General features: G+C 62.7%; 18 protein-coding genes and 1 tRNA gene. 8 read left to right on the forward strand and 11 right to left on the reverse strand.

The window, feature by feature from the left end; genetic code table 11:
* Positions 1-19: 19 nt before the first annotated feature.
* From SCL_RS08550 to SCL_RS08600, 11 genes are all read right to left on the reverse strand, one after another.
* A tRNA-Ser gene (locus tag SCL_RS08550) sits at positions 20-110 on the reverse strand.
* Positions 111-178: 68 nt separating this feature from the next.
* Positions 179-400 carry a carbon storage regulator CsrA gene (csrA, locus tag SCL_RS08555; protein ID WP_096360829.1) on the reverse strand — a complete coding sequence of 74 codons (222 nt, stop codon included), beginning with the start codon at positions 398-400 and terminating at the stop codon, positions 179-181.
* Between the two features lie 320 nt (positions 401-720).
* A complete protein-coding gene (locus SCL_RS08560) occupies positions 721-1,941 on the reverse strand; it encodes an aspartate kinase (protein ID WP_096360830.1) in 1,221 nt (406 codons plus the stop codon).
* Between the two features lie 169 nt (positions 1,942-2,110).
* Entirely contained in the window at positions 2,111-4,711 is a 2,601-nt protein-coding gene (gene alaS / locus SCL_RS08565; protein WP_096360831.1) for an alanine--tRNA ligase, read from the reverse strand.
* A gap of 147 nt (positions 4,712-4,858) precedes the next feature.
* Positions 4,859-5,329 (reverse strand): regulatory protein RecX, encoded by a 471-nt coding sequence (locus SCL_RS08570; RefSeq protein ID WP_096360832.1) that lies wholly within the window; start codon positions 5,327-5,329, stop codon positions 4,859-4,861.
* On the reverse strand, positions 5,326-6,375 hold the full coding sequence (gene recA / locus SCL_RS08575; RefSeq protein WP_096360833.1) for a recombinase RecA: 1,050 nt from the start codon (positions 6,373-6,375) through the stop codon (positions 5,326-5,328). Before recA ends, SCL_RS08570 begins: the two co-directional genes overlap by 4 nt.
* Positions 6,376-6,675: 300 nt before the next feature.
* Positions 6,676-7,155 (reverse strand): CinA family protein, encoded by a 480-nt coding sequence (locus SCL_RS08580; RefSeq protein WP_096360834.1) that lies wholly within the window; start codon positions 7,153-7,155, stop codon positions 6,676-6,678.
* 42 nt (positions 7,156-7,197) lie between these two features.
* Positions 7,198-7,986, reverse strand: coding sequence for a sulfite exporter TauE/SafE family protein (locus tag SCL_RS08585; protein WP_096360835.1), 789 nt, complete (start codon positions 7,984-7,986; stop codon positions 7,198-7,200).
* Positions 7,987-7,989: 3 nt separating this feature from the next.
* Positions 7,990-9,213, reverse strand: coding sequence for an APC family permease (locus SCL_RS08590; RefSeq protein ID WP_096360836.1), 1,224 nt, complete (start codon positions 9,211-9,213; stop codon positions 7,990-7,992).
* Positions 9,214-9,365: 152 nt separating this feature from the next.
* Positions 9,366-9,827: a phosphatidylglycerophosphatase A family protein gene (locus SCL_RS08595; RefSeq protein ID WP_096360837.1), complete on the reverse strand. Its 462-nt coding sequence runs from the start codon at positions 9,825-9,827 to the stop codon at positions 9,366-9,368.
* A gap of 16 nt (positions 9,828-9,843) precedes the next feature.
* Complete coding sequence (locus SCL_RS08600) at positions 9,844-11,856, reverse strand: DNA repair helicase YoaA (RefSeq protein ID WP_096360838.1); 2,013 nt, start codon at positions 11,854-11,856, stop codon at positions 9,844-9,846.
* A 146-nt stretch (positions 11,857-12,002) separates the two neighbouring features.
* Here SCL_RS08600 and SCL_RS08605 point away from each other — a divergent pair, with 146 nt between their 5' ends.
* The 8 genes from SCL_RS08605 (at position 12,003) to SCL_RS08640 (ending at position 22,273) form a co-directional block, all read left to right on the forward strand.
* Positions 12,003-12,809, forward strand: coding sequence for a TRAP transporter TatT component family protein (locus tag SCL_RS08605; protein ID WP_172425989.1), 807 nt, complete (start codon positions 12,003-12,005; stop codon positions 12,807-12,809).
* Positions 12,800-13,813: a TRAP transporter substrate-binding protein gene (locus SCL_RS08610; protein ID WP_096360840.1), complete on the forward strand. Its 1,014-nt coding sequence runs from the start codon at positions 12,800-12,802 to the stop codon at positions 13,811-13,813. The genes SCL_RS08605 and SCL_RS08610 overlap by 10 nt, the downstream gene beginning before the upstream one ends.
* The gene (locus tag SCL_RS08615; protein WP_172425990.1) at positions 13,810-14,322 is read left to right on the forward strand and encodes a TRAP transporter small permease; all 513 of its coding nucleotides are present in this window, start codon (positions 13,810-13,812) and stop codon (positions 14,320-14,322) included. Before SCL_RS08610 ends, SCL_RS08615 begins: the two co-directional genes overlap by 4 nt.
* Positions 14,319-15,584, forward strand: a complete 1,266-nt coding sequence (locus SCL_RS08620) for a TRAP transporter large permease (RefSeq protein ID WP_096360842.1) — start codon at positions 14,319-14,321, stop codon at positions 15,582-15,584. Before SCL_RS08615 ends, SCL_RS08620 begins: the two co-directional genes overlap by 4 nt.
* A 153-nt stretch (positions 15,585-15,737) precedes the next feature.
* Positions 15,738-16,595, forward strand: coding sequence for a phosphate/phosphite/phosphonate ABC transporter substrate-binding protein (locus SCL_RS08625; RefSeq protein WP_096360843.1), 858 nt, complete (start codon positions 15,738-15,740; stop codon positions 16,593-16,595).
* A complete protein-coding gene (locus SCL_RS08630) occupies positions 16,585-18,474 on the forward strand; it encodes a sensor histidine kinase (RefSeq protein ID WP_096360844.1) in 1,890 nt (629 codons plus the stop codon). Before SCL_RS08625 ends, SCL_RS08630 begins: the two co-directional genes overlap by 11 nt.
* Positions 18,471-19,886 (forward strand): sigma-54-dependent transcriptional regulator, encoded by a 1,416-nt coding sequence (locus SCL_RS08635; RefSeq protein ID WP_096360845.1) that lies wholly within the window; start codon positions 18,471-18,473, stop codon positions 19,884-19,886. The genes SCL_RS08630 and SCL_RS08635 overlap by 4 nt, the downstream gene beginning before the upstream one ends.
* Before the next feature lie 296 nt (positions 19,887-20,182).
* The gene (locus SCL_RS08640) at positions 20,183-22,273 is read left to right on the forward strand and encodes a bifunctional metallophosphatase/5'-nucleotidase (protein WP_096360846.1); all 2,091 of its coding nucleotides are present in this window, start codon (positions 20,183-20,185) and stop codon (positions 22,271-22,273) included.
* Positions 22,274-22,532 lie beyond the last annotated feature (259 nt).

Here is a 22,532-nt window from a genome sequence, read left to right on the forward strand (position 1 = left end):
AAAAATATCGGCGGAAAGCTGGCGGAGAGAGAGGGATTTGAACCCTCGATACGCTTTTGGCGTATACACCCTTAGCAGGGGTGCGCCTTCGACCACTCGGCCATCTCTCCTTGCAAGCGCAAATGCGCCTGCAAGGATACCTGCGCGCTCACGGCGCGTAAAGCAAAACCCCGGCGGTTCAGCCTTTGCCGCTGCCGTGCGCCAGACCCGGCATGGGATGGACCTGGCCCGATTCTTTCTCTTTCTTGATGCGCTCGTAGATTTCCTCGCGATGCACGGGGACCTCTTTGGGCGCATTTACGCCGATTCGCACCTGGTTACCCTTGATACCAAGCACGGTGACCTGAACATCGTCGCCAATGTTGAGGGTTTCGCCAATGCGTCGAGTAAGTATCAGCATTGTTCTGCACTCCTTTCGGTATTACCTGATTCCATAACGTTCCCTTTCCTTTTACCCGATCGCCCACCCCTGGCCGAACCGGCTCCTCAACAGGTTTGCCGCGCGTCTCCCTGACGAATTTCCGGCAAAGTTTCCCCTTGGCGGCAGGCGATACGACATATTCGGCGTCTCCCGCACACCGCCCACGGCCATCCCGGCCGCTCGGCTGAGTGCTAACTTACGGATATCGCAGGAAAATCCTGCCTATCCGTCCGTCTTCGCCTGCCTGTCTGTATCTATGCAGCTTCTGTGCCAGCTTTGGAGGGGGTCAAACCGGGGATTTATGGCTTTTGTTCGAGACCGAAGGCCTTGTGCAGGGAGCGTACCCCCAATTCCAGGTACTTTTCGTCGACCACCACGGAAATCTTGATCTCCGAGGTGGAGATCATCTGGATGTTGATACCTTCGTCCGCCAGGGTCCGGAACATCTGGCTGGCGATGCCGGCATGCGAGCGCATGCCCACGCCGACCACGGAGATTTTCACGATCTTGTCGTCGCCGCTGACCTCGCGCGCCTTCAGCTCCAGGGAAACCCGCTTCAGGATGTCCAGAGCCTTCTTGTAGTCGCCGCGATGAACCGTGAAGGTGAAGTCGGTGGTGCCGTCGGCGCCCACGTTCTGCACGATCATGTCCACGTTGATGTTGGCCTTGCCGATCTCGTTCAGGATATGGGCGGCGATGCCGGGCTTGTCCGGCACGCCGCGCACGGTGAGCTTGGCCTCGTCACGGTTGAACGCGATGCCTGATATGACTGGCGCTTCCATATTGTTTTCCTCATAGGTAATGAGCGTGCCCGGCCCTTCCGCGAAGGAGGACAGCACGCGCAACGGAACCCGGTACTTGCCGGCGAACTCGACCGAGCGGATCTGCAGCACCTTGGATCCGAGGCTCGCCAGCTCCAGCATCTCCTCGAAGGTGATGCGGTCCAGCCGCCGCGCCTCGGGCACGATACGCGGATCGGTGGTGTACACGCCGTCCACGTCGGTGTAGATCTGGCATTCATCGGCCTTGAGCGCCGCGGCCATGGCCACGCCCGTGGTATCCGAACCGCCGCGCCCCAGCGTGGTGATATTGCCATCTTCATCCACGCCCTGAAAACCGGCGACCACGACCACGCGTCCTTTGTTCAAATCATCGCGCACGCGCGACTCGTCGATATCGAGAATGCGCGCCTTTCCATAGACGTTGTCGGTGCGAATGTGGACCTGATGACCGGTATAGGAACGCGCCGGGCAACCTATTTTCTCGAGCGCCATGGCCAGCAAGGCGATCGTGGTTTGCTCGCCGGTCGCCAGCAATACATCGAGCTCGCGTGGCGACGGATCGGTGTTGATGGATCTGGCGAGCTTCAACAGCCGGTCGGTCTCGCCGCTCATGGCGGAAACCACCACGACCAGATCGTCGCCGTTCTTGCGCATGCGCGCGACCTTCTCGGCCACGGCATTGATGCGCTCGGGGCTGCCGACGGAGGTGCCGCCGTATTTCTGGACGATCAATGCCATGGATACCGGTTTCGCTTGTTGCTGGCTCCCCCTCTCCCCTTACCCTCTCCCGCAAGGGGAGAGGGGGAGTCGGGTACGCCTGCGGCGCGCTCTGAATTTTTGGGGCGCAAATTAAACCCGCTTTTGGAACGCGAGTAAACAGCCCGTAAGAGACAAAAACGGGCTGGAATTACTTCAGATTCTGCTCGACCCAGCCCGGCACGCTATCGAGGGCTGCCTGGAGACCAGCGGGATTGGTGCCGCCGGCCTGCGCCATGTCCGGGCGGCCACCGCCCTTGCCGCCCACGCCCGCAGCAACCTGGTTCACCAGCTCGCCGGCGTGCAGCCGACCCGCCAGCTCCTTGGTCACCCCGGCAATGAGCGTGACCTTGTCATCCGCGACGGCCGCCAGCACGATCGCCGCCGGCGCCAGCTTGTCCTTGAGACGGTCCAGCGCCTCGCGCAGTCCCTTGGCGTCCATCCCGTCCAGCCGACTGGCGAGCACCTTGATGCCCTTGACCTCTTTCGCTTCAGCCGCCAGGTCCTTGGAGCCGCCGGCAGCGAGCTTGCCACGCAGTTGATCCAGTTCCTTTTCCAGACCCTTGAGACGCTGGGTCAGTTGCTCGACCTTGCGCGGCACCTCCTCGGGGCTGGCGCGCAGCATCTCGGCCGCTTCGCGCAGCTTGTTCTCGCGTTCGTATAAATAGTTCAGCACGCCGGGCCCGGTGACGGCCTCGATGCGCCGCACGCCGGAGGCGACGCCGCCCTCGGAGACGATCTTGAACAGACCGATGTCGCCGGTACGGCGCACATGCGTGCCGCCGCACAGCTCGATCGAGTCGCCGATGTTCAGCACCCGCACCTCGTTGCCATACTTCTCGCCGAACAGCGCCATAGCGCCTTCCGCCTTCGCGGAGTCCATGTCCATGACGCGTGCCCGCGTGTCGTCGTTGTGCAGAATCTGCTCGTTAACGCGCCGCTCGACCTCGGTGATCTGCTCCGGGGTCATCGGCGCGGAATGGGAAAAATCGAAGCGCGTGTGCTGCTCGTCCACCCGCGAACCCTTCTGCTGCACATGCGCGCCGAGCACGTCGCGCAAGGCCTTGTGCATCAGGTGCGTGGCCGAGTGGTTGAGCACAGTGGCGCGGCGCAGCATGGCGTCGACCTCGGCCGTCACCTTGTCGCCAGCACGGAACTGGCCCTTCTCGACCCGACCCTGATGCACGTGAATCGCCCCATGTTTCTGCGTGTCCTCGACGCGGAACAGCGCCTCGCCAATGCGCAACACGCCGCGGTCGCCGACTTGGCCGCCGGATTCGGCGTAAAACGGGGTGCGGTCGAGCACGATATTTCCCGATTCACCGGCGCGCAGGTTGTCCGTCTGGGCGAGATCGGAACCGCGTGTGATTTGCAGGATTTTTCCTTCGTCGTTCAGCCGCTCGTAGCCGGTGAATTGCGTCGGCTGATCCACGGTGACGGCGCCAATCTCGGCAGTCTTGAACGATGAAGCCGCACGGGCGCGTTCGCGCTGGGCTTCCATTTCGCGCTCGAAGCCGGCCATGTCGAGTTTCAGGTTGCGCTCCAGAGCCACGTCACGCGTGAGATCCACCGGGAAACCATAAGTGTCATAGAGCTTGAAAGCGGTCGAACCTGAAATGGTGTCGCCCTTGAGCGCGGCAATATCGTCTTCGAGTATCCGCAATCCCTGATCGAGAGTTTCGTTGAAACGATCTTCTTCCTGTTGCAGTACACGCTCAACCTGTGCGCGCTCCTTGTTAAGCTCGGGATAGGCATCACCCATCTGCTGGCACAGCGGCCCGACCAGTTTGTAGAAGAACGTTTCAGTCGCGCCAAGCTTGTGACCATGTCGGATGGCGCGACGGATGATGCGCCGCAGCACGTATCCCCGGCCTTCGTTCGACGGCAGCACACCGTCGATGATCAGGAATGCCGCCGCCCGGATGTGGTCGGACACGACGTTCAGCGAATGGCTTTGATGATCGCTCGCGCCGGTGATCTCGACGGCGGCACGGATGAGGTTCTGGAACAGGTCGATCTGGTAATTGCTGTGCACGCCCTGCTGTACCGCCGAAATGCGTTCCAGACCCATGCCGGTATCGACGGACGGCTTGGGCAGCGGCGTGAGCTTGCCGCTGGCGTCGCGGTTGTACTGCATGAACACCAGGTTCCAGATCTCGACATAGCGGTCGCCGTCCTCGTCCGGCGAGCCGGGCGGCCCGCCGGGAATGCCGGGGCCGTGGTCGTAGAAGATCTCGGAACAGGGGCCGCAGGGACCGGTGTCGCCCATCTGCCAGAAATTCGAGCTTTCGCCCAGATACCCGAAACGCGTCGGGTCCACTTTCATTTCTTTCAGCCAGATGTCGGCGGCCTCGTGGTCATCCTTATATACCGTCACCCACAGCCGCTCCGGCGGCAGCTTCAGCTCCTGCGTCAGGAAATCCCAGGCATACTTGATGCCCTCGCGCTTGAAGTAATCGCCGAAACTGAAATTGCCCAGCATCTCGAAGAAGGTGTGGTGGCGCGAGGTGTAGCCGACGTTCTCGAGGTCGTTGTGCTTGCCGCCGGCGCGTACGCAGCGTTGCGAGCTGACCGCGCGCACGTAGGGGCGCTTTTCGAGACCAAGGAAGACTTCCTTGAACTGCACCATGCCGGCATTGGTGAACAGCAGGGTCGGGTCGTTCGCTGGCACCAGCGGGCTGGACGGCACGATCACATGGCCGTGACGTTTGAAAAAATCGAGGAAGCGCTGGCGGATTTCGCTGCTTTTCATGACGGGGACGAACTGAATTTATTTAAAAAGAATTAACCGCCAAGACGCCAAGAACGCCAAGGATTCGAATTCCCAATAATTGCTTTTCTTGGCGGCCTTGGCGCCTTGGCGGTTCAGAATCATATTAATTTCATATAGTCAGGGCTTCTAGTCCGACCCGCGAGGATCGAGTAATTGCTGTATTTGATCATAAGTGAAGCCGCGATATTGCAGGAAGCGCGCCTGGCGCGCGCGCTCGGTGTAATTCCTGGGTAAACGTGCCCCGAATTTCTTGCGTTGTACGCGCCGGATATCGTCGATCCAGTCCCGGCTCGTGGCATCGAGCCAGTTGGCGATCGCCTCCGGCGCCACCCCTTTTTCCTGTAACTCTTTTTGAATCCGCAACGGGCCGTAACCGCGATTGCGTCGCGCCTGGATCAGGCTTTCCATGAAGCGGTCATCGGACAACAGCCGCTCCGTTTCGAGCTGCCTGACCACCTCGGCGGCTATCGCCTCGGCGCACCCCTTTTTGAGCAACTTATTATATATCTCCCGCCGGCTGTGTTCGCGTCTGGCGAGCCAGCCAAGCGCCAGCTGGCGCGCCCGCGGGAGATCGACTTCCGGCGTTTCCTGCCTCAGGCCTCTTCCTCCGCTGTGGCTTCCTCGGCCTCGTCTTCCGCGCCCGTGGCCTGGGCGGAGACAACCGCTTTTTCACGGATGCGCTTCTCGATCTCGGCGGCGATGTCCGGGTTGTCCTTCAGGAACTGGCGGGCGTTGTCCTTGCCCTGGCCGATGCGCTCCTTGTTGAAGCTGTACCAGGCGCCGGTCTTCTCGACGATGCCGCTCTCGGAGCCGATGTCGACGAGCTCGCCTTCCTTCGAGATGCCTTCATTGTAAATGATGTCGAACTCGGTCTGGCGGAACGGCGGTGCGACCTTGTTCTTGACCACCTTCACCCGCGTCTGGCTGCCGATGACTTCCTCGCCCTTCTTGATGGCGCCGATGCGGCGGATGTCGAGGCGCACCGAGGCGTAGAACTTGAGCGCGTTGCCGCCGGTGGTGGTCTCGGGGTTGCCAAACATGACACCGATTTTCATGCGGATCTGGTTGATGAACACCACCAGGGTGTTGGAACGCTTGATATTGGCGGTCAGTTTGCGCAGTGCCTGGCTCATCAGGCGCGCCTGCAGGCCCATGTGCGAGTCACCCATCTCGCCCTCGATCTCAGCCTTGGGCGTCAGCGCCGCCACCGAGTCGATGACCACGATGTCCACGCCGCCCGAACGCACCAGCATGTCGGCGATTTCCAGCGCCTGCTCGCCGGAATCCGGCTGGGATACCAGCAGATCATCAATGTTCACGCCGAGTTTCTTGGCATACAGGGGGTCGAGGGCATGCTCGGCGTCAATGAAGGCCGCCGCACCGCCCAATTTCTGGATCTGGGCCACCACGGACAGGGACAGCGTGGTTTTGCCCGAGGATTCCGGGCCGTAAATTTCGACCACCCGGCCGCGCGGCAGACCGCCGATACCGAGGGCGATATCCAGCCCCAGCGAACCGGTGGAAACCGCCTCCACCTGCTGCACCACCCCGGCGTCGCCGAGGCGCATGACCGAGCCCTTGCCGAATTGCTTCTCGATCTGTCCCAGGGCCATGTTCAACGCCTTGGTCTTGTTCGTGTCCATGCTGTTCTCCTGCGGCAATCCGCCGAAACGGTGTTCAGTTTATGAAAAGCTGTATGTGAAAACGATTATTCCACAGTTCCCATCAAATGGCCTAGCCCCGCGCGGACTCCGCCTGCCACGGCACTAAAACCCGACCTTACAAACCAGGGGTTGATGTCGCGCCGCGCACCTCTGATTCACAGGGCGGGTTAGGCGGTTTTTGCCGTAACCCGCGAATGATTCTTGCAGGCGTGCACGCTTCTCATCCGGCGCAATACGCTTCGCTATTGCGCCCTACGCATGCCGGCTAAGCTTGTTGATTCAGCGAATAAAATCCAGCACGCCCTGTAGCGCCGCCGCCACCGCCTGCCGGCGCACGCTCTCGCGGTCCCCGGAAAACACCTGCTTGATGCTATTGGTGTCGCGCTTCTTGCCGGCCCAGGCGAAACACACGGTGCCGACCGGTTTCTCCGGCGTGCCGCCGCTCGGGCCGGCGATGCCGGTGATCGCGAGCGCGACCTGCGCGTGGGAATGGGTCAGGGCGCCCTCGGCCATGGCACGCGCGGTCTGCTCGCTCACGGCACCGTAGCGCGACAGGATGGTCGTTTTCACGCCCAGCATCTCGCGTTTGGCCAGGTTGGTGTAAGCAACGAAACCGCGCTCGAACCATTCGGAGCTACCGGACACCGAGGTGATCATCTGCGCCACCCAGCCGCCAGTGCAGGATTCGGCCGTGACCAGCATCAAACCCTGGCGTTTCAGTTCATGGCTGACGGCACGTGCCAGTGTTTCGATTTCCATGCGCGCAAGGATAACGCGACAGCCGCTTCGGCGACAGGCCGCTTATCCAATTAACATGCGCACGCCCAGCACCGCCAGGAACACGGCGAAGAAGCGCCGCAGCACGGTGACCGGCAGGGTGTGCGTGAGCTTCGCGCCGAGCGGGGCGAACAACAGGCTGGATACCACAATCCCGGCAAACGCCGGCCAATAAAGATAGCCGCTGCTCCATTCAGGAAGACCGCTGTTATTCCAGCCGGTGGCGACAAAACCGGCGGCGCCGGCCAGGGCGATGGGCAGACCGCAGGCGCTGGACGTGGCCACCGCCTGCCGCAGGGAAAAGTTGCACCACACCAGGAACGGGGTGGTCAGTGTGCCGCCGCCGATGCCGAGCGCCGCTGAAATCGCGCCGATCACGCCGCCGGCGATGTTCGTGCCCACGCTGCCTGGCAAGTGGCCGCGCGGCGCCACCATGAGGTTGAAGCCGATCTGCGCCGCCACCAGCAATTCGAAAACACCGAACCACAGGCGCATCGCCTTGGTCGGCAGGAAATCGGCGATCACCGCGCCCAACAGTGCCCCGACCACAATGCCGGGCGTGAGCCGGCGGAACACGTCCCACTGCACCGCGCCATGCCGGTGATGCGCGCGCATGGAGGAAATCGAGGTGATGGCGATGGTCGCGAGCGAGGTGCCGATGGCCAGATGCACGATCACCTCCGGGGAAACGCCCTGCCCCTGAAAAACGAACACCAGCACCGGAACGATGATGAGCCCGCCACCGACGCCGAGCAGGCCGGCGATCAGGCCGACGAAGGCGCCGACCACCAGATAGATGAGCAGGGTTTCCATGCGTCAGTTTCCGGCCAGCTGATAGAGCTGAAACAGCACGAAACCCGTCGCCGAGAGGAAACCGGCGAGCGGAATCCAGGCCGGATAAATTGTTATCCCTTCCGGGCGCGGATGCTTGCGCTTGATGCGCACCAGCGACAGATTGACCAGGGCGAACACTATCAGGATGACAAAACTCGTCGCCTTCGCCAGCGTCACCAGCGGCAGCCACAGGGCCAGGGCCAGGACAATCGCGGTGGCCACGGCCGTGGCCAGCAGCGGTGTCCGCGTGCGCGCATGGACTTTCCCCAGCGCGCGATGCAGCCAGCCCTCGCGGCTCATGCCGTACAAAACGCGCGCAGCCATGATGATCTGGATCAACGCGCCGTTCACCACGGCGAAGATGCTGATCAGACTGATGAGCGTCGGCGCGGAACCGGTGGCCCGCTCGTAAATCAGCGCCAACGGCGCGCGGCTCTGCGCCAGTTCAGCCGGCGGCAAGGCCAGCACCGCCACCAGCGCCACCAGCAGGTACAGGACGGTTGAAATCACGATCGTGATGACAATGGCGAGCGGCAGGATGCGCCCCGGGTCCTTGACCTCCTCGGCCACGTTCACCATGTCCTCGAAACCGATGAAGGCATAGAACGCGAGAAATGCCCCCAGCATGATTCCCAGCCACACCCCGGTGTCGGGCGGCGGAATCAACTCCGGCAGGCGCGCCGGCAATGTACCCAGGCTGTCGCCCGCCACCAGGATAACCAGAATCAGCCCGCCGACTTCGAACAGCGTGATCAGCGACGCCGCCATCACCGACTCGCTGATGCCCCAGGCCGCCAGCGCACCCAGCAGCAGCACCAGCAGCGTGACGGCGAGCCAGTCGGGCACCGGCACGAACACATGCAGATAACCGACGAAGCCGTTCGCGATCGTGGCCGCCGAGACCACGCCCGTCAGGATGATCAGAAATCCCACCAGCACCGACAGCACGCGCCGCTGCAGCCCTTCCTGCACATACACCGCCTCGCCCGCGCTGCGCGGATAACGCGCCGACAGTTCGGCATAGGACAGGCCCGTCAAACCCGCCAGCACCGCCGCCACGATGAACGAGACCGGCGCGTACAGGCCGGCCAGGCCCGCCACCTTGCCGACCAGCACGTAAATGCCGGCGCCGAGGATGGTGCCGAGGCCATACAGGACCAGCTGCGCCAGGGACAGCGTGCGTTTGAGTTCCGCAACGGGTGTCATGTGATTATCCTGTCTCAAATATCCATTTATAAGATTTCAGAACCACAGATGAACACAGATAAACACGGATAACACATCTCGTTGATTTTTTTATCTGTGTCCATCCGTGTTCATCTGTGGTTACAAAAACTTATTTTGAGATAGCTTCTGGCTCATTTCGCCAGAAACACAATCCCCTGCAGCACCGCCAGAGAGTACAAACCGGCCAGGGCATCGTCCAGCATGTTGCCGAATCCACCCCGGATCCGGCGCTCGAGCTGGCGGATGGGAAACGGCTTCCAGATGTCGAACAGCCGGAAAAGGAGAAATCCCGCCACGATCCATACCCATCCTGCGGGGGCCATGTACATGGTAATAAGGTATCCGACGATCTCGTCCCACACGATGCCGGGATGGTCATGCACGCCCAGGTCACGTTCCGTCACCTGACACAACCACACGCCCAGCCCGAACAACGCCAGCACGGTAACGGCGTAGCTCAATGCCGACAGGGGTTGCAGCAACAGATAGGCCGCGATGCCAACCAGCGTGCCGAAGGTGCCCGGCGCCACCGGCGCCTTGCCGGCGCCGAATCCGAAGGCGAGGAAATGTGCGAGCCTGCGCAACGCGATCATGGGCGGAGACACAATGTCATGCGGGCGAGGCCTCGCGCGCCTCCTGGCGGGTGGAATTATCGCGCGCGAAGAAGGCTACGACGTCCTGCAAGGTCCGGGTCAGCGGCATGGGCGGCAGGCTGGCGAGGAAGGTCTTGCCGTAGCCCTTGCTCAACAGGCGCGGGTCGCACAGCATCAGCACGCCATGATCGCTTTCGTCGCGAATCAGGCGGCCGACACCCTGCTTCAGGGTGATCACGGCTTCCGGCAGCTGGTAGTCGGCGAACGGGCTGCGCCCGGCCTGTTCCATCGCCGCCGCGCGCGCCTGCAGCACCGGGTCGTCGGGTGAGGCGAACGGGAGTTTGTCGATGATCACGCAGGACAGCGCTTCGCCGCGCACGTCCACGCCTTCCCAGAAACTGCTGGTGCCGAGCAGCACGGCGTTGCCCAGGTCGCGAAAACGCCGCAACAATTCCGAGCGCGGGGCATCGCCCTGCACCAGCAGGGGAAAATCCAGTGCATCACGCAGACGCGCAGCGGCAGCCTTGAGGGCGCGATGACTGGTGAACAGGATGAACGCACGTCCGCGGCTGGCCTGCAGTACCGGCAGCGCGGCGTCGATCACGCGGTCCGTGTAATCCGGCGCCGACGGGACGGGCAGACCGGGCGGAATATATAAAAGCGTCTGTTGCGCATAATCAAAAGGGCTGTCCCACTGCCCGGTTTCGGCATCTTCGAGCCCCAACCGCGCCTGAAAGTGGACAAAGCTTTTTTTGACCGCGAGCGTGGCGGAGGTGAATATCCAGGCCTTCTTGCCGTTGCCGGTGTGGCTCCGGAAGGAAGCAGCAATATCGAGCGGCGTGAGATACAGCATGAAGCTGCGCGCCGTGGTCTCGAACCAGGCGACATAATCCGCCGGCGTGCTCTCGCTGATCATCAGCAGCCGGTCCAGCAGGTCCGAGGCACGGCGGGCGCCATTGGCCAACCCCTGTCCCTTGCCCGCGGCCTGGTCCAGCGCCGCGGACAAGTTCGTCAGGCGCGTTTTCACTTCGGCCAGCGCCGCGTGCACCGCCTTGGCGTTTTCCAGTTTGTCCCAGGCATCGCGGCGCGGCTCCACGCCGAACGCCAGGCGGAAATCGGCCACCGCCTTTTCCAGCGCTTGCGCCGCCGCTGGCAGCCCGGCAACGCCGCTGTGCTCCTTAAGATCTTCGGCGATGCTGTCACGGCACAGGCTGACGAGCTGATGGCTGCTGAGCGAAATGCCGAGAAAATTCGACGCCACCTCCGGCAGCTGATGCGCCTCGTCGAAAATGACCGCCTCCACGCCCGGCAGCAGCTGGCCGAAGCCTTCCTCGCGCAGGGCCAGATCGGCGAAGAACAGATGATGATTGACCACCACCACGTCCGCGGCCAGTGCCTCGCGCCGCGCGCGGTTGACGAAACATTCGTCGTAATGCGCGCAGGAACTTCCGAGGCAGTTATCGGCGGTGGAGGTCACCCGCGGCCATAAATCGGAATCCTCGGGAATCGCGTTCATCTCGGCGATGTCGCCGCGCCGGGTGTGTCCGCCCCACTCGCGGATGCGCACCAGATTCGACTGGTCGCGCCGGCCGGCGAGACGTCCGTCCGTTTCCAGGCTGTCGAGACGGTAGCGGCAGAGATAATTGGAGCGGCCCTTGAGCAGGGCCGTGCTGACCGGCACCGCCAGCGCGTCTCGTACCAGCGGCAGGTCACGGTGATACAGCTGGTCCTGCAGGTGACGGGTGCCGGTCGAGATCAGGATTTTCCGGCCGGACAACAGCGCCGGCACCAGGTAGGCAAAGGTCTTGCCGGTGCCGGTTCCCGACTCGGCGATGAAAGCGGAATAATCCGCCAGCGCCTGCTCGATGCGTTCCGCCATTTCCTGTTGCGCGCGGCGCGGCGTGAAGCCTTCCAGCCGCGCGGCGAGCGGCCCGTCGGCACCGAGGATGTCCTTGCTGGAAATGACGGTTGAAATGGCTTGCTGCTCCTTGCGCCCGGAAAGTACCGGCGATAAGCTGGCGCGAAGCATACATTATATAGAGCTCATTCATAACCATGCGGGTCGAATCCAGGCACTTGTCCGCACATGCGCCAACACGGCCTGCCATGCTCCCTCATCTAATAATAAGAGGCACAGCGATCATCCTTTGTGGCCTGGTCCTGAATGCCTGCTCCATGGGCCAGATGGTGGCGCGCTCGTCGCTGTCCATCCTCGACAGCGGCAATGTCGCCATGAACCGCGAGACCGATCTGGAACTCGCGCGCGCCGCAATCCCGGCCAACCTCAAACTGATCGAAGGGCTGATCCTGGAACTCCCGGACAACGCCGAACTGCGGCTGCAGGCGGCCCAGGGGTTTTACGGTTACGCCTACGGCTTCATCGAGGATGACGACAGCCAGCGCGCCTCCGCGCTGTACCGCCGCGGCCTGGAACACGCCCTGCGGGCGCTGGCGGTCGCGGGGGTTTCCGGCGACGTCGCCGCCCAGCCCCAGGAGGAGCTGGAGCGTCAACTCGCCACGCTCGACAACAGCGCCGTGCCGGCGCTGTTCTGGTCCGCCACCTGCTGGGGCAAGTGGATCGACATGAACCGCGACGAACCGGCGCGCATCGCCGAGATGGGCAAGGCGGCGGCGCTGATGGCGCGCGTGCTCGAACTTGACGAAAACTATTACCACGGCGGCGCGCACCTGTTCTTCGGCGTCTATTACGGCGCCAAACCGCCGATGCTGGGCGGCGACTTCGAGCTCTCCGCCCGCCACTTCGACAAGGCCCGCGCCGTTACCGGCGGGAAGCTGCTGCTGGCCGACCTGCTGCGGGCCCAGTATCTCGCGCGCCAGCAACTCGACCGCCGGCAGTTCCACGAACGTCTGACCGCGATCGTCAATGCCCCGTCCGATGTATTTCCGGAAATGGCGCTGGTCAATGCCATTGCCAAGCAAAAAGCCGGACAATTACTCGCCAAAGAAAAAGAATGGTTTTGAGAAAATTTTGCGCGCTGTTGCTGTTGATGCTCTGGCTTCCCGTGACGCAGGCGCAGGACACCTATGTCCTCAAATTCGCCACGCTGGCGCCGCAAGGCTCCACCTGGATGAACATCATCGCCGACTGGGCCAAGGCCGTGGAGCAGGAAAGCCGGGGGCGGCTCACATTCAAGCTCTATTCCGGCGGCGTCTCGGGCGACGAGCCCGATGTGCTGCGCAAGATCCGTTTCGGCCAGTTGCACGGTGGCGCCATGACCGGGCACGGCATCGGCTACATCTATTCGCCGGTGCGCGTGCTGGAAATCCCGTTCCTGTTCCGCAGCTACGACGAGATCGATCATGTGCGCGCGCAACTCATGCCGGACATCCGCAAGGGATTCCGTGACAACGGCTTCGAGCTGCTCGGCTGGATGGAAGTCGGCTTCATCCAGCTTTTCTCCAAACACCCCATCTACTCCCTCGAAGACCTGAGGAAGCGGCGCATCTGGCTGTGGCAGGGAGATCCCCTGGGCACCGCCTTCTTCACCGCCAGCGGCATCTCGCCGGTGCCGCTGCCGATCACCGAGGTTTTCACCAGCCTCTCCACCGGCCTGATCGACACCACCATCGCGCCGCCGCTCGGCGCCATCGCGCTGCAATGGTTTTCCAAAACACCCTACATGACCGAGATCCCGGTGATGGACGGCATCGGCGGGCTGCTGGTGTCGCGCCAGTTCTTCGACAAGCTGCCGGCGGACCTGCAGGAGCTGCTGCGCCGCACCGGTGACGAAGCCGGGAAGCGCCTGCTCGTGGAAACCCGGCGCGACAACGCGAAAAGCCTGCAAGTGCTGAAGCAGCACGGCATTACCTTTACCAACGAATGGAAGGACAGCGACGCCGTGCTTTACGACCTGCGCGATCGCGCCGCCGCGGCGCTTGCCAAGGACAATTACATCCCGGCCGCGCTGTACACGCGCGCGCGCCGGGAACTGGACGCCTACCGCGCGCGCAAAGGCAAGCAGTGACCGGACAGGACTCGCACTCCGCCCGCAACCGCACCTGGACCGCCAGGCTCGAGTATTATTTCACCGGCATCGAAAGCGCCTTCGCCATTTTCGGGCTGGCCCTGATGCTCGCCCTGTCGCTGGTCGAAATCGTCCTGCGCAATTTCCTGCACTACTCGATTCCCGGCGCCGACGTCCTGATCCGCCACCTGGTCCTGTGGGTGAGTTTTCTCGGCGCCGTGATGGCGGTGCGTGAACGTCACATCAAGGTGGAAATCATCGCCGCCTGGCTGCCCGAGATCTGGCACCGCCGCCTCGAGCGGCCGATTTTCCTGTTCTCCGCGCTGGTCTGCGGCGTCATCGGCTGGGCGGCGGCGCGATTCTGGTACCAGGAGTGGCTCAACGCTCCCGCCGGCGAGCAATGGATCGCCCTGCTCAGCATCGTCATCCCGATGGGTTTCGTGCTGCTGACGCTGCACTTCGCAATGCGCTTCGTGATCGGTCCGCGCGCACGCGCGCGCACCCCATGACGCTCGCCATCGTTGCCTTGCTGGTCCTGATTGCCGCCCTCGGCGTGCCCTTGTTCGTGGTGCTGGGGGCCGGCAGCCTGATCGCCACGCACGCGGCCGGTCTCGATCCGGCCGTCATGCTGGTGGAAATGCTGCGGCTCACGTCCTCGCCCAACCTCATGGCGATTCCGCTGTTCACGCTCGCGGGGGTCACGCTCGCGCGCGGTGGCGCGCCGCAACGGCTGGTGCAACTGTTCAATGCCGGCTTCGGCTGGATGCCGGGCGGACTGGCGGTCGTGGCGCTCACGGTCTGCGCCTTCTTCACCGCGTTCTCCGGCGCTTCCGGCGTCACCATCCTGGCGCTCGGCGGCCTGCTGTATCCGATGCTGACGGGCGAAAACTATTCGAAGCGCTTCTCGCTCGGACTGCTGACGGCTTCCGGATCGCTCGGCCTGCTGTTCCCGCCCAGCCTGGCGGTACTGCTGTACGGCATCGTCGCGGGCGTCAGCATCGAACATCTCTTCACCGCCGGCATCGTGCCCGGAACGATCCTGCTGGTCATGCTGGCGCTCTACGCCATGGTCACCTCCCACCGCATCGGCATTCCCCGGCACACGTTTTCCTTCGCGGCACTGGTCGCCGCCGCGCGCGCCGGATTCTGGGACATCCTGCTGCCCGTTGGCATCATCGGCGGGCTGCTGGGCGGCTACGTGACCGTGACTGAGGCGGCGTCCTGCGCCGCGGCCTGGGCGCTGCTGCTGGAAACCGTGATCCACCGGCGCCTGAATACGCGCGCCGTGTATTACGGGGTATTCCGTGAAACCTGCGTGCTGGTGGGCAGCCTGCTGATCATCCTCGGCATCGCGCTCGGCCTGACCAACCTCCTGATCGACGCCCAGGTACCCATGAAGATGCTGTCCCTGCTCGAGCAGGACGTGCACAGCCAGCTGCAATTCCTGCTGCTACTCAATATTTTCCTGCTGGCCGTCGGCTGCGTCATGGATATTTTTTCCGCCACCATGGTGATCGTGCCGCTGATCCTGCCGCTGGCGCAGCATTTCGGGGTCGATCCGGTGCACCTCGGTATCATCTTCCTGGCCAACCTGGAGATCGGCTATCTCACCCCGCCGGTCGGCATCAACCTGTTCCTCGCCAGCCAGCGCTTCCGCGAGCCCATCCTGGGCCTGTTCCGCGCCGCCCTGCCGTTTCTCCTTATTATGCTGGTCTGGCTGGCGCTGGTGACCTACCTCCCGCCGCTTTCGCTGTGGTGGAAGAAAATATAGGGCTGTCGCGTCTATCTCCGCATCGGCTGAAATTATAAATTGGATGCGGAGGACTAGCGGTGACCTGTTCCAGCCTGCTTTTCAAAATCTTCGGTCGTTCGCGCGGTTAACGGGACCTTGCCGTAAGCCTTTTACGGTATCGTCACGACAACCATGCAGCGTGCAATAACCCGGGCCTGGATCGGCCTGATCGCCTTGTGCGCCATCGCGCCGCGGATCGCTGTCGCCGGATCCGATCCCGTCATTTTCGGAGTATTCCCCCGCTGGAACGCGCAGATCACGGTGCGCCACTTCACGCCGCTGGCGGCGCAGCTGGCGCGCGAGCTGGGCCGTCCCGTGCGTATCGAAACCGACAAGGATTTCGACTCCTTCATGCGCCGGGTCTATGCCGGGGAATTCGACGTGGTGCACCTGAACCAGATGCAATACGTACAGGCCCACAAGACAGCGGGCTACCGGGCCATCGCCAAGCTGTGCGACAACCCCGACTGCACGATCAGGGCGATCATCGTCACGCGCCGGGACTCGAAACTCGCAAAAGTCCGCGATCTGAAAGGCAAGACCATCGCCTTCGGCGATCCCGGCGCGATGGTGAGCCACGTGCTGGCGAAATCGCTGCTGCTGGAATCGGCGCTGGGGCCGGAACAGTACCGGACGATATTCACCAAAAATCCACCCAATGCCCTGCTGGCCGTGTACAACGGCGAGGCGGATGCCGCGGGTGTGGGTCCGCCTGTGTTTCAGCAACCCGAAATTCGCCAGCGGCTCGACCTCCGCGAGCTGCGGATACTGGCGGAGAGCCGGCCGATTCCGCATCTGCCGATCGCCGTGCGCCGCGACATGGATGCGAAACTGGCGCAGCGCATCCAGCAGATACTGACCGGACTCCTGCGCCGGCCCGAAGGACGGGAAATTCTCAAAAAGCTCGGCATCGAACGGTTCGAGGCGGCCGACGACGATCAATATGCGCTCGTCAGGCATCTGATGGAGGAGGAAGCCGGTGCACAGTGACCGGTGGATCCCCCGGTGGCACGGCATCCAGGCGCGCTTCCTGCCGGTGCTGGCAACATTCGTCATCGTCTCCATGGCGGCGCTGGGCATCACCCTGTATTTCAACCAGCGCCATATCACCCTGAACCGCTTCGAGCAGGACACGCAAAACCTCCGGCAGGTGTTGCAGGACAAGGGGAATGCCTATTCCACTTTTCTCGCGCGCATCGCGCCCCAGGGCATCCTCGCGCACGATTATCTCCTGCTCGAAGGCTACACCGAGGAACTTTCCGCCGATGCCGATGTGGTCTATGCCGTGATCCTCAACCGCGGCCACCGGCCCATCACGCATTTCCTCAAGCGTTCCGATGCACCGGACGGCGTCGTCAACCGCGCCGGCGTGAAACCGGAACAATTCATGGAATCCCTGGCGCAAGCACGCGCCGACACCAGCCTGCTCATCGTCAGGCGCGACATCGATTACAACGGCACGATCCTGGGCAGCGTCGAAGTCGGTCTTTCCCGGGAAAAAATCGCCAGCACCCTCGCTGAGCTCAAGGTCAGCCTGGAACAGGAATTGCGCCGCATTGCCATGCTGACCGGGGGCGAGATACTGATCGCCCTCGTCATCCTGATTCTCATGAGCGAGATGGCGTTTCATCGGCTGGTGATGCGGCCGATCCGGGCCCTGGGCACGGACATGGCGCGCGTGCAGGCGGGCAACCTCGGCGCGCGCACCCGCGTGGACCGCGAGGACGAGATTGGCTGGCTGGCGCGCGGTTTCAACAAAATGGCGGCCGATCTCCAGGATCACGTGCATAAAATCGAGGAACAACGCCTGGCCTACAAGGACATGCACGACTACCTGGCGAACATTCTCGACAACTCGGCGGACATGATCGCCACCACGGCGCTCGACGGCTCCATCGTGGAGTTCAATGCCGCGGCGGAACGCATTCTCGGCTACCGGCGCGACGAAGTGGTGAACCGGGCCTCGTCCTCGCTGTACTGCGATCCGCAGGAACGCGACCGCCTGTACGACAGCGCGCAAAACGGCCAGGTGGTACAGAACGCCGAAATCCGCCTGCGGTGCAAAAACGGCGAAATGATCGACGCGGAACTGACGCTGTCGCCGTTGCGCGACAACGCCGGGAACCTCATCGGCACGGTGTGCATCGGGCGGGACATCACGCGTGCCAAGGCCATGCGACGCGACTTGATCCAGGCGGAGAAGATGGCCTCGGTGGGCCAGGTTTCAGCATGGATCGCGCACCAGATCCGCAATTCGCTCGGCAGAATCCTGATGGTCGCCTCGGCGATGCAACCGGGGCGCGACGGCACCGAGGAGCAGCAGCAGACCTGTCGCAACCTGAAGTCTTCGATTGCCGGAATGGACAACATCGTTTCCGATCTGCTCGATTACAGTCGCACGCTTTCGCTGCATCCGACGCCAGCCGATCTCAACAGCGTGCTTGACGATCTGCTTGCCTCCCACGCTGACGGCGGCCTCAACGGCCACCACCGCATCGAGCGCGTATTCGGCCCGGATCTGCCGCTGGTACGGATAGACGTGTTCAAGATGGAACAGGCCCTGGGCAACGTGCTCAAGAACGCCATGCAGGCCATGCCGGGCGAGGGAACACTGCGGGTGGAGACACGCCGCGGTCCCGGCGCGCGGCAGGTGACCGTGATGGTGCAGGACAGCGGTCCGGGCATTCCGCCGGAAAACCTGCAAAAGGTATTTCGCCCCTTTTTCACAACCAAACCCGGTGGCACCGGGCTGGGCCTGGCGATCGCCTCGCGTATTGTCGAGGCGCACGGGGGCCGCGTGGCGGTCGAAAGCGCCGAAGGGCGGGGAGCCGCGTTCATTTTCATCCTGCCGGAGGTACCGCCGCGATGAACCGCAACACCATCCTGGTTGTCGACGATCAGAGCGCTCACCGCGACCTCTGCCGTTCCGCCCTGAATGACGCCGGCTTCGCCGTGGTCACGGCGTCTTCCGGCGCGGAAGCGCTGGAGCGTCTGCGCGGCGCCAGCTTCGGTCTGGTGCTCACCGACCAGATCATGCCGGGCATGTCCGGGCTCGAGTTGCTGCGGGATATCCACCGTGAACGGCCGCGGCTTCCGGTCATCATCGTGACGGCTCACGGGACCGTCGAAACCGCCGTGGACGCCATGAAAGCCGGCGCCAGCGATTTCATACCGAAGCCGTTCACGCCGGAAGAACTGCTGCTGGTGGTGCGGCGCGTACTGGAACATCAGGATCTGGTGGAGGAAGTGCGCGCCCTGCGCGAGCGTGTCGGCGATCCATACCGTTTCGACCGCATCGTCAGCAAAAGTCCCAAAATGTCCGAAATCTTCGAGATGGTCCGCAATCTCGCCGACCTGGACACCACGGTGCTGATCACCGGCGAGACCGGCACCGGCAAGGAGCTGGTCGCGCACGCGATACATTACAACAGTTACCGGCGTGACCAGCGTTTTGTCCGCATCAACTGCGGGGCGCTGACCGAGACCCTGCTGGAAAGCGAGCTGTTCGGGCATGAACGCGGTGCGTTTTCCGGCGCCGTGCAGGCGCGCCGCGGAAAGTTCGAATACGCCTCGGGCGGCACCCTGCTGCTGGATGAAATCGGCGATATTTCCCAGGCCATGCAACTGAAGCTGCTGCGCGTCTTGCAGGAGAAGGAAATCCAGCGCGTGGGCGGCAACGAGACTATCGCCGTGGACGTGCGCATCCTGGCCACGACCAACAAGAACCTGGAGCAGGCGATGGCGGCGGGAGCGTTTCGTTCGGACCTGTATTACCGGCTGAACGTGGCGCGCATCCAGCTGCCGCCGCTGCGTGAGCGCATGGAAGACGTGCCGCTGCTCGCCGAACACTTCCTTCGCGTTTTTTGCGAAAAAACCGGCCGTACGCTGCGTGGCATCGGTCGCGAAGCGATGAACGCGATGATGGATTACGACTGGCCCGGCAACGTGCGCGAACTGGCCAATGCCATCGAACGGGCCGCGGTCATGGCGAAAGAGGACCATATCGCCGGCATCGAATTGCCCCTGCGTCCGGAACGCCAGCGGCCGGAAGAATCCGATGCCTGCCTTATCGACCTGCCGTTCAAGGATGGCCGGCAACGCGCTCTCGCGCATTATGAAAAAACCTATCTGGTCCAGTGTCTGCGCCGTTATCACGGCAACATCGGCCAGAGCGCGCAACATTGCGGCATCGACGCCAAGACGTTTTACCGCAAGATGCAGGAATACGGCCTGGACAAGCGTGACTTCAAAAATATCGAGGAGCCCGTCGAATCCGGCTGACGGCGCCCCGGATTCCGCATCACCCCCTTCCTGCACGACATTCAAATCGGGCATGGCCGGTGCAATCGGGCGATCATGCCCGCCCTGTCGTGCCCGATTCTCACCGCACCTCCGTCCGAACACGGATGTGCTCACACCAACATCCTAATTTCACGGGAAATATTTTTCCGGCGGCACGACGCGCCGTGCCGCAACAAGCGGCACAACTCTTGCTCCCGATAGCACGGCGTTCGCGCACCCGTTACGGGAACGCGGATGAACCAGAACTATTCACACAACCTGGAGGAGCATTTCCCATGAAAATTTCCCGTTTTCAAAAAACGGTGCTGGCGCTGGGCCTTTCCGCGCTCGCCACCACCGTGTCGCTGCCACCGGCATTCGCCGGTTCCGGCAAGGTGACACTGATTCAGACCGGCGACATCCACGGCCACCTGGTGCCGCGGCCAAACCTGCGCAGCGATGCCATCGACAGCAAGATGGAAGGCGGCGTGGCGCGCATGTACACGGTCATCAAGCAGATGCGCAACGACGCCACCAAGTGCGCATACGTCAGCGGGAAAAAGGTATGCACCGACTATTCCCTGCTGCTCAACACCGGCGATACCTTGCAGGGCTCGGGAGAGGCGCTGTTTTCCCGCGGCCAGGCCATGATCGACGTGCTCAATAACTTCGGCTTCGTGGCCCACGCCCCCGGCAACTGGGACTTCCTCTACGGGCCGGCCCGTTTCGAGGAAACCTTCAAGGGCACCGCGACCACCCCGCCCCTGGCCAACTGGAACGCGATGGCGTCGAATCTTTATTACACCAACCAGTTTGACGATGCGGCCGTGTGCGGCGTGACGGCGACGGATCCGGCGACCGGAACGGTCCGTCCGCGCAAGCGCGTGCTGCCAACCTACATGATCAAGCAGGTCGGCAACGTCAAGGTCGGCATCCTGGGCATGACCACGGCACGCGCCATTGCCGCGGTCGGCACCAGCGTGACCAGGAACTACATGTTCACCGACGGCAAGACCGAGGTTCCCTGTTTCGTCGACCGGCTGCGTAACGTCGAGGGCGTCGACGTGGTGGTCATGATCTCGGAACTGGAAATGTCCCGCGACATCCAGGTCGCCGAGACCCTCGCCCCGGCCCCGGACGTGATCCTCAACTCCGACATGCACGAGCGCACCACCGCTCCCATCGTCGCGGTGAATCCCGACGGACACAAGACTCTCATCGTCGAGGAAGGCCAGGACGGCACCGTAATCGGCAAGCTGGAGCTGGCGGTGAAGAACGGCGTGATCACCAGCTGGGAATTCAAGCAGCGCGTGATTACGCAGGACATCAAGGAAGACAAGGCCATCGCCGCCGCAGTCAAAAAGGCGCGTGCGCCCTTCCTGGCCGGCACTTTCGTGCCCGGCCAGACGGTAACGGTGGGCGGCAACACCACCATGTTGATGCGCCCGGTGGACGAGATCATCGCCTATACCCAGGTGGGCCTGCACCGTTCCAACTTCGTGGATGAGGACATGCCCGGCGTGGTCGAAGGCACCTCGCACGACCTGATCGCCGACGCCATGGCTGCCATCGGCCAGGCCGGGTCGTCGTCCATCCGCGGCTTCCGTTATGGCACCCACGTGTCGCCCGGCGGAGGCATCACCATGGAGGACATCTACCACTACATCCCCATCGCCGCCAAGCTGGGTCGCACCGACAAGGCCTGTGGCGCCGACCTGAAGTTCGCGATCGAGAATTCGATCGGTGGCACTTTCCATCCCGATCCGGGCCAGTGGACCGGCGGCTGGATGTTCGGCTACAGCGGACTGGCCTATGATGTGGACGGCTGCGACGGCTTCATGGGCGCCACCCCGGTGAATCCGTCGCCCCTGACCTTCGCCGATCGTTACCGCCCCTGGCCCACCAATCGCGGCAGCAACATCAAGGTCAATGGCGTCGCCATCGACGAGCTCGACATTTATGACAACCGCACCACCATCAACGGCGTCGCCAACCCGACTTATCAGAAGTGCCTGTCGGGCGACGGCAGCAACACGCCCCACGATGGCTACACGGTCACCGGCTACTGGTATGCGGATGATCCGACCACCATCAACAACTGCAACCCCTGCCGGGGTCGCGTGGTGCAGGTCGTGAAGACCGATGGCAGCATCGTCCAGGTCGCCGGCCCGGGCGCGTCCGGTGCGCTGCCGGACAGTCTTGACGTGATGGACATCACCGAGGCCATGGTCAAGTATCTGCAGGTCAACCTGGGCGGGATGGTGACGGCCAACAACCTTCCGATCCATCGCCTGACGGTGAAGCGTCTGCCCACCATCAATCCGTACAGCTTCCCGCAGATCCAGCCGCTCAAGGGCGCTTCGACCGCGACCTGTCCGGCTCTGTAATTTTGTAAACTGGATTCATCCAGTGACGGCCCGGCAAATACCGGGCCGTTTTTTTGTATTCAACGCGGCTAAACAAATCAGGCTGCCTGTGCACCCTGATTTGTTTAGCCATCCCAAGGGGTTTGCGCCTCTTGCCAATAAATAATGGAGTCGCATGAATCGTAAGGCCATTAACTGGCCGCTTTTATGGTGCTATCTATAATTAGTGGTAATTACTCTAAATAAAAGTATTTTCGCCCATGCTGCTGTCTGGATATCA

This window comes from Sulfuricaulis limicola, from assembly GCF_002355735.1.
Taxonomy (GTDB): domain Bacteria; phylum Pseudomonadota; class Gammaproteobacteria; order Acidiferrobacterales; family Sulfurifustaceae; genus Sulfuricaulis; species Sulfuricaulis limicola.

Excerpts from the sequence above, each read along its gene's own strand:
- SCL_RS08590 (WP_096360836.1), bottom strand. The coding sequence starts at position 9,213 with ATGACACCCGTTGCGGAACTCAAACGCACGCTGTCCCTGGCGCAGCTG.
- SCL_RS08560 (WP_096360830.1), bottom strand. The coding sequence starts at position 1,941 with ATGGCATTGATCGTCCAGAAATACGGCGGCACCTCCGTCGGCAGCCCC.
- alaS (WP_096360831.1), bottom strand. The coding sequence starts at position 4,711 with ATGAAAAGCAGCGAAATCCGCCAGCGCTTCCTCGATTTTTTCAAACGT.
- recA (WP_096360833.1), bottom strand. The coding sequence starts at position 6,375 with ATGGACACGAACAAGACCAAGGCGTTGAACATGGCCCTGGGACAGATC.
- SCL_RS08600 (WP_096360838.1), bottom strand. The coding sequence starts at position 11,856 with ATGCTTCGCGCCAGCTTATCGCCGGTACTTTCCGGGCGCAAGGAGCAG.
- SCL_RS08635 (WP_096360845.1), top strand. The coding sequence starts at position 18,471 with ATGAACCGCAACACCATCCTGGTTGTCGACGATCAGAGCGCTCACCGC.
- SCL_RS08585 (WP_096360835.1), bottom strand. The coding sequence starts at position 7,986 with ATGGAAACCCTGCTCATCTATCTGGTGGTCGGCGCCTTCGTCGGCCTG.
- SCL_RS08620 (WP_096360842.1), top strand. The coding sequence starts at position 14,319 with ATGACGCTCGCCATCGTTGCCTTGCTGGTCCTGATTGCCGCCCTCGGC.
- SCL_RS08605 (WP_172425989.1), top strand. The coding sequence starts at position 12,003 with ATGGGCCAGATGGTGGCGCGCTCGTCGCTGTCCATCCTCGACAGCGGC.
- csrA (WP_096360829.1), bottom strand. The coding sequence starts at position 400 with ATGCTGATACTTACTCGACGCATTGGCGAAACCCTCAACATTGGCGAC.
- SCL_RS08580 (WP_096360834.1), bottom strand. The coding sequence starts at position 7,155 with ATGGAAATCGAAACACTGGCACGTGCCGTCAGCCATGAACTGAAACGC.
- SCL_RS08625 (WP_096360843.1), top strand. The coding sequence starts at position 15,738 with ATGCAGCGTGCAATAACCCGGGCCTGGATCGGCCTGATCGCCTTGTGC.
- SCL_RS08640 (WP_096360846.1), top strand. The coding sequence starts at position 20,183 with ATGAAAATTTCCCGTTTTCAAAAAACGGTGCTGGCGCTGGGCCTTTCC.
- SCL_RS08610 (WP_096360840.1), top strand. The coding sequence starts at position 12,800 with ATGGTTTTGAGAAAATTTTGCGCGCTGTTGCTGTTGATGCTCTGGCTT.
- SCL_RS08595 (WP_096360837.1), bottom strand. The coding sequence starts at position 9,827 with ATGATCGCGTTGCGCAGGCTCGCACATTTCCTCGCCTTCGGATTCGGC.